This window comes from Proteus sp. STS61-E, from assembly GCF_040932335.1.
Taxonomy (GTDB): Bacteria; Pseudomonadota; Gammaproteobacteria; order Enterobacterales; family Enterobacteriaceae; genus Proteus; species Proteus mirabilis_B.
On record NZ_JBFQGE010000012.1, the window covers coordinates 1 to 6809 of the forward strand.

Below are 6809 nucleotides of genomic sequence, written 5' to 3' on the forward strand. Positions count from 1 at the left end.
TGCGTAGTGACGAGTTGGAGTGTCATATTCTACGTGTGAAGTAGAGATGGTGATACCACGAGCTTTTTCTTCTGGTGCGTTATCGATTTGATCGAATGCACGAGCAGCACCACCGTAAGTTTTAGCTAAAACTGTAGTGATTGCAGCAGTCAGAGTTGTTTTACCGTGGTCAACGTGGCCGATAGTACCAACGTTAACGTGCGGTTTTGAACGTTCAAATTTTTCTTTAGACATTTAAATTGTCCCTCTAAGACACGGAATCGGTGGTTACACCACATCAACCAAGCAGTAAGTAAATTAGCGATTTGCTAGTGCTTGTTAAGATTTTAATCAGGGAGGCAAGAACATGAAGGAGTGGTGCTGATAGGCAGATTCGAACTGCCGACCTCACCCTTACCAAGGGTGCGCTCTACCAACTGAGCTATATCAGCACATCTGGAGCGGGCAGCGGGAATCGAACCCGCATCATCAGCTTGGAAGGCTGAGGTAATAGCCATTATACGATGCCCGCAGAACTCGGCTACCTGACTTAAAATCAGCTTTGTATTCTACTTAAGTGTTTACTAATTTAAAACACTTAAGTTAGGAATTAATGGTGGTGGGAGAAGGATTCGAACCTTCGAAGTCTGTGACGGCAGATTTACAGTCTGCTCCCTTTGGCCGCTTGGGTATCCCACCAAACCTAATTTTTAATGGTGCCGGCACCAAGAGTCGAACTCGGGACCTACTGATTACAAGTCAGTTGCTCTACCAACTGAGCTATGCCGGCTAAGTGGTGCGCATTCTAGGAGGACTTTCATCATGATGCAACAAAAAAATTGCGATATTTGTTCTTTTGCTTAGATTTTGTTCACTTTTGATTGAATTGTTGATTTTTTAGGAAAAAAACGACCAAAATGCCAACAAAAATTCATGATAGATTAGCAAGCTAATTTATCTATTCAGTCCCAAATTTATTAATCATCAATAAATTTTTAGAAAAAAGATTAATTGCACCCTCATTAGTCTACGCTAAAAAATTATTTTTATGACTATTTTTTGTACTTTTTTTACAAATTTATTCAGTTCGTGTCAAAAAAAGTAGAAAAAATTTAAAAAATATCTACGCCTAAGAAGCATCACTCGTTATGATGCTGTTTATTTTTTATCGGATACGGGTGTTTTAAACAGCCTGTCCAACCTGCGAATATTAGGCAGATGTTGGCTTATGAATAACAAAGAACGCTTTATAACCCCTTATTTAGAATTTGACAGAAAGCACTGGGCAACGTTAAGAGATTCCGTTCCTTTAACACTAACCGAAAAAGAGATTGCCGATTTAAAAGGGATTAACGAAGAAATTTCTATTGATGATGTCATTGAGATTTATCTTCCTCTTTCAAGATTGCTCAATTTTTACATAAGTTCTAACTTACGTCGTCAAGCCGTCTTAGAGCAGTTTCTTGGAACAAGAAGCGCTAAAATCCCTTATATTATTGGCATAGCTGGCAGTGTTGCTGTTGGTAAGAGCACCACTGCTCGTTTACTACAAGCACTTTTAACCCGTTGGCCAGAACATCGTAAAGTTGATTTAATTACTACTGATGGTTTTCTTTTGCCTAATGCGGAGTTAAAGAAACGCGGGATAATGAAGAAGAAAGGATTTCCTGAATCCTATGATATGCATAGCCTTGTCTCTTTCGTTTCTGATATAAAATCAGGCAAGAAACAAGTAACAGCCCCTGTCTATTCTCATTTAGTGTATGACATCATTCCAGATAAGAAACAGGTTATTGAGCAACCTGATATCTTAATTCTTGAAGGATTGAATGTATTACAAAGCAATCAGGATTATCCTCATGATCCGCATAATGTTTTCGTATCAGATTATGTAGATTTCTCTATTTATGTTGATGCTGAAGAAGAATTACTAAAACACTGGTATATCAGTCGCTTTTTAAAATTTAGAGAAGGTGCGTTCACTGATCCTGAATCGTATTTTAATAATTACTCTAAATTAAGCAGAGAAGAATCTATTGAAATAGCATCTTCAATTTGGCAAGAAATTAATGGTTTGAATTTAAAACAGAATATTTTGCCGACGAAGGAAAGAGCGAGCCTTATACTGACCAAAGGCCAAAATCATACGATCACCAACGTTCGATTACGTAAATAAATCTAAACAATTAGTAATATTGGATCTCAGTATTATTGTATTTCAGTTATTCAAAGTAGTATCAACCACTAAAAAGCTTTCCAATAAGGAAAGCTTTTTAGTTTTAGATGTTCGATACAATTTAAAGCATTACGATGCATTTCTCAGTGAAATCTCGCCACCTATATAAGGTATGATTTTTCCATCTTGTTCTAAAAGTAAAGCACCTTGATCATTGATGCCCTTGGCAATACCAAAGATCTCTTTTTCACCAATAATAAGCTTCACTCGGCGATCCATAAAATTATCTAAACGTTTCCAACGCTCGATAAACACAGATAACCCTTGTTTTTCAAATTGAACAAATGCTTCTCTTAGTGCATTAGTAATTTCACAAGCAAGTTTATTTCTATCAATTTTGATACCAACTTGCTCTAAGTTAATCCATTGCTGGTTAATAGCTTCAGTTTGATTTTTACTCATCGCAATATTGATACCAATACCCGTGACAATATGAGCAACATCGCCTGTTTTTCCTGTTAACTCAACAAGAATACCTGAAAGTTTTTTATCATTTAAATAGAGATCGTTAGGCCATTTAACTTTAACGCCATCTGCACCAAGCTTTTGCAATACCTCAGCCATAATAACGCCGACAACCAAACTCAGTCCTATTGCAGCCGCAGGCCCTTGATCGAGTTTCCAATACATACTCAAGTATAAATTTCTACCAAAAGGCGAAATCCATTGACGTCCTCTTCGACCTCGTCCAGCAGACTGGTATTCAGCAATGCAGACATCACCCGATTTTAATTCGCTAATACGTTGTATCAAATACTGGTTAGTAGAATCTATAACAGGAATAACGCTAGCAGGTTCACCTTTGATATTTTTGTTTACACTATCCGCATTTAACAAATTCATAGGAGCATCTAATTGATAGCCCTTTCCTGCGACAGTTTGAACATCGATACCCCAGCTACGCAATGTCTGAATATGTTTATTAATACCTGCGCGTGTCATTCCTAAGCTTTCGCCTAGTTGCTCTCCTGAATGGATATTTCCGTCAGCAAGAATTTCAATTAATAATAAAGGAGTTGGTGTTTCTTTCATGAAATAGCGTCCACTGCATTGATTTCGCCATATTGACCAATAAAACGGACTTCTGGCTCTAATTGCACACCGAAGCGCTCGAAGACTTTTTGACGTATATATACAGCTAAATTAACAATGTCTTTGCCCGTTGCTAGACCGTCTTTATTGATAAGAACAAGTGCTTGCTTCATATGAACAGCCGCACCACCAATCTGATGGCCTTTAAGACCGCATTGATCAATCAGCCAACCTGCTGCAAGTTTTACACCATCTTGTTGAACATATTGCGGACAGAAGGGATATTCCGCTTTTAAATGTTGTGCAATACGAATATCAACAATTGGATTCTTGAAAAAACTACCAGCATTACCTGTTATGGTAGGATCGGGTAGTTTGCTCGTTCTCATAGAGCACACAGCCCCAAACACATCTTTTGGCGTTACTGTTTCTAATGATAATTTTGATAAATCGCCATAGGTAAGAATAGGCTCCCATTTTTTGCTAAGCTGTAAGCCTACAGCAACAATGGCAAAGCCTTGCTGATAATGATGCTTGAAAATACTATCTCGGTAACCAAACTGACATTCATTATTAGTTAATCGATGAACATGACCTGTACTTAGTTCAACAATATCTACATAAGCGCAAACATCTTTTAATTCTTTGCCATAAGCACCGATATTTTGTATTGGTGCTGAACCTACATTTCCTGGGATCAGCGCTAAATTTTCCAGTCCATAGATGTTCTTTTCTAACAGAAATTCAATAAGTGCATGCCAATTTTCGCCCGCACCAACATGAACAGACCAATATTGCTCATCTTCAGTAATTTCAATACCAGCAATACAGTTGCGAATAACAACACCATTAAAATCTTCTGTAAATAATACGTTGCTACCACCACCTAGAATAAGGGTGGGCATTTTCTGCTCATGGGCATTTTGCCAATATGTACAAAGCTCATCTTTATTATTTGCAGTTTCTATTTGGTGAGCTTTTGCTCTCAAACCAAATGTATTAAATGCTTGCAATGAAACCGATTCTTTCATGAAAGTCCACCTCATTTAGCTGATGGCTTAGTTTAACAGCCAAGTATCGCTGAGGATAGCAAAGTGATAGGTGATTAGTGTGGAGATATTACATCTGTATTTTAGATGTTGTCTTAGAATGCAAAAAAGCCAACCCATTGGGTTGGCTTTCTCGTCTTATTTAATGCCTGGCAGTTCCCTACTCTCACATGGGGAGACCCCACACTACCATCGGCGCTACAACGTTTCACTTCTGAGTTCGGCATGGATTCAGGTGGGTCCGCTGCGCTATGGCCGCCAAGCAAATTCGGTTTTTATAACTATCTGTTTATGTAGCTATAATTAATTTTTTATGGTGCTGATACCCAGATTCGAACTGGGGACCTCACCCTTACCAAGGGTGTGCTCTACCAACTGAGCCATATCAGCACTAGTGGCTTATTGTCACCGGCTGACACAGCCTAAATTTGATGCCTGGCAGTTCCCTACTCTCACATGGGGAGACCCCACACTACCATCGGCGCTACAACGTTTCACTTCTGAGTTCGGCATGGATTCAGGTGGGTCCGCTGCGCTATGGCCGCCAAGCAAATTCGGTTTTATTACCCGTTATTGTGTATCTCTATGCAATAACCAGTAATATTCAATCTTAAACAAGCTTACTTCATCTACTTTCGTCTCTCAGACAAAACACCTTCGGTGTTGTCAGGTTAAGCCTCACGGTTCATTAGTACTGGTTAGCTCAACGTATCGCTACGCTTACACACCCAGCCTATCAACGTCTTAGTCTTAAACGTTCCTTTAGGTCACTCAAGGTGACAGGGAAGACTCATCTCGAGGCAAGTTTCCCGCTTAGATGCTTTCAGCGGTTATCTCTTCCGCACTTAGCTACCGGGCAATGCCATTGGCATGACAACCCGAACACCAGTGGTGCGTTCACTCCGGTCCTCTCGTACTAGGAGCAACCCCTCTCAATCTTCCAACGCCCACGGCAGATAGGGACCGAACTGTCTCACGACGTTCTAAACCCAGCTCGCGTACCACTTTAAATGGCGAACAGCCATACCCTTGGGACCTACTTCAGCCCCAGGATGTGATGAGCCGACATCGAGGTGCCAAACACCGCCGTCGATATGAACTCTTGGGCGGTATCAGCCTGTTATCCCCGGAGTACCTTTTATCCGTTGAGCGATGGCCCTTCCATTCAGAACCACCGGATCACTAAGACCTACTTTCGTACCTGCTCGAGCCGTCACTCTCACAGTCAAGCTGGCTTATGCCTTTGCACTAACCGCATGATGTCCGACCATGCTTAGCCAACCTTCGTGCTCCTCCGTTACTCTTTAGGAGGAGACCGCCCCAGTCAAACTACCCACCAGACACGGTCCCCGATCCAGATTATGGACCTAGGTTAGAACATCAAACGTTAAAGGGTGGTATTTCAAGGTTGACTCCATGCAGACTGGCGTCCACACTTCATAGTCTCCCACCTATCCTACACATCAAGGCTCAATGTTCAGTGTCAAGCTATAGTAAAGGTTCACGGGGTCTTTCCGTCTTGCCGCGGGTACACTGCATCTTCACAGCGAGTTCAATTTCACTGAGTCTCGGGTGGAGACAGCCTGGCCATCATTACGCCATTCGTGCAGGTCGGAACTTACCCGACAAGGAATTTCGCTACCTTAGGACCGTTATAGTTACGGCCGCCGTTTACTGGGGCTTCGATCAAGAGCTTCTCCTTACGGATAACCCCATCAATTAACCTTCCAGCACCGGGCAGGCGTCACACCGTATACGTCCACTTTCGTGTTTGCACAGTGCTGTGTTTTTAATAAACAGTTGCAGCCAGCTGGTATCTTCGACTGGCTTCGGCTCCGTCCGCAAGGGACTTCACTTACCGCCAGCGTGCCTTCTCCCGAAGTTACGGCACCATTTTGCCTAGTTCCTTCACCCGAGTTCTCTCAAGCGCCTGAGTATTCTCTACCTGACCACCTGTGTCGGTTTGGGGTACGATTGTTGGTAACCTGAAGCTTAGAGGCTTTTCCTGGAAGCAGGGCATCAATTGCTTCACCACCTTAGTGGTTCGTCATCACACCTCAGCATTAAGTGACCGGATTTGCCTAATCACTCTGCCTACATGCTTGAACCGGGACGACCGTCGCCCGGACAACCTAGCCTTCTCCGTTCCCCCATCGCAGTTACCACCAGTACGGGAATATTAACCCGTTTCCCATCGACTACGCTTTTCAGCCTCGCCTTAGGGGTCGACTCACCCTGCCCCGATTAACGTTGGACAGGAACCCTTGGTCTTCCGGCGTGCGGGTTTTTCACCCGCATTATCGTTACTTATGTCAGCATTCGCACTTCTGATACCTCCAGCATACCTCACAGTACACCTTCGCAGGCTTACAGAACGCTCCCCTACCCAACAACACATAGTGTCGCTGCCGCAGCTTCGGTGCATGGTTTAGCCCCGTTACATCTTCCGCGCGGGCCGACTCGACCAGTGAGCTATTACGCTTTCTTTAAATGATGGCTGCTTCTAAGCCAAC

General features: G+C 42.5%; 4 protein-coding genes, 5 tRNA genes and 3 rRNA genes. 1 reads left to right on the forward strand and 11 read right to left on the reverse strand.

What is annotated here, in order from left to right; genetic code table 11:
• From AB4J89_RS18895 to AB4J89_RS18915, 5 genes are all read right to left on the reverse strand, one after another.
• A partial coding sequence (locus AB4J89_RS18895) for a GTP-binding protein (protein ID WP_286420384.1) occupies nt 1–234 on the reverse strand: 234 nt, incomplete at its 3' end.
• A 121-nt stretch (nt 235–355) separates the two neighbouring features.
• Nucleotides 356–431, reverse strand: a tRNA-Thr gene (locus AB4J89_RS18900).
• A gap of 5 nt (nt 432–436) precedes the next feature.
• A tRNA-Gly gene (locus AB4J89_RS18905) sits at nt 437–511 on the reverse strand.
• An 82-nt stretch (nt 512–593) separates the two neighbouring features.
• Nucleotides 594–678 (reverse strand) — tRNA-Tyr (locus tag AB4J89_RS18910).
• A 15-nt stretch (nt 679–693) separates the two neighbouring features.
• A tRNA-Thr gene (locus AB4J89_RS18915) sits at nt 694–769 on the reverse strand.
• A 438-nt stretch (nt 770–1207) separates the two neighbouring features.
• Between AB4J89_RS18915 and coaA the strand changes: the two genes are divergently transcribed.
• A complete protein-coding gene (coaA, locus tag AB4J89_RS18920; RefSeq protein ID WP_088494065.1) occupies nt 1208–2155 on the forward strand; it encodes a type I pantothenate kinase in 948 nt (315 codons plus the stop codon).
• A gap of 129 nt (nt 2156–2284) precedes the next feature.
• Here the strand turns inward: coaA and birA are convergent, their stop codons facing one another.
• From birA to AB4J89_RS18950, 6 genes are all read right to left on the reverse strand, one after another.
• Nucleotides 2285–3247 (reverse strand): bifunctional biotin--[acetyl-CoA-carboxylase] ligase/biotin operon repressor BirA, encoded by a 963-nt coding sequence (gene birA / locus AB4J89_RS18925; RefSeq protein WP_368470327.1) that lies wholly within the window; start codon nt 3245–3247, stop codon nt 2285–2287.
• Nucleotides 3244–4278 carry a UDP-N-acetylmuramate dehydrogenase gene (murB, locus tag AB4J89_RS18930; protein WP_311755846.1) on the reverse strand — a complete coding sequence of 345 codons (1035 nt, stop codon included), beginning with the start codon at nt 4276–4278 and terminating at the stop codon, nt 3244–3246. The genes birA and murB overlap by 4 nt, the downstream gene beginning before the upstream one ends.
• Before the next feature lie 165 nt (nt 4279–4443).
• Nucleotides 4444–4559, reverse strand: a 5S ribosomal RNA gene (gene rrf, locus AB4J89_RS18935).
• A 51-nt stretch (nt 4560–4610) separates the two neighbouring features.
• Nucleotides 4611–4686 (reverse strand) — tRNA-Thr (locus AB4J89_RS18940).
• A gap of 43 nt (nt 4687–4729) precedes the next feature.
• Nucleotides 4730–4845, reverse strand: a 5S ribosomal RNA gene (gene rrf, locus AB4J89_RS18945).
• A gap of 118 nt (nt 4846–4963) precedes the next feature.
• Nucleotides 4964–6809, reverse strand: a 23S ribosomal RNA gene (locus AB4J89_RS18950); the annotation flags it as partial.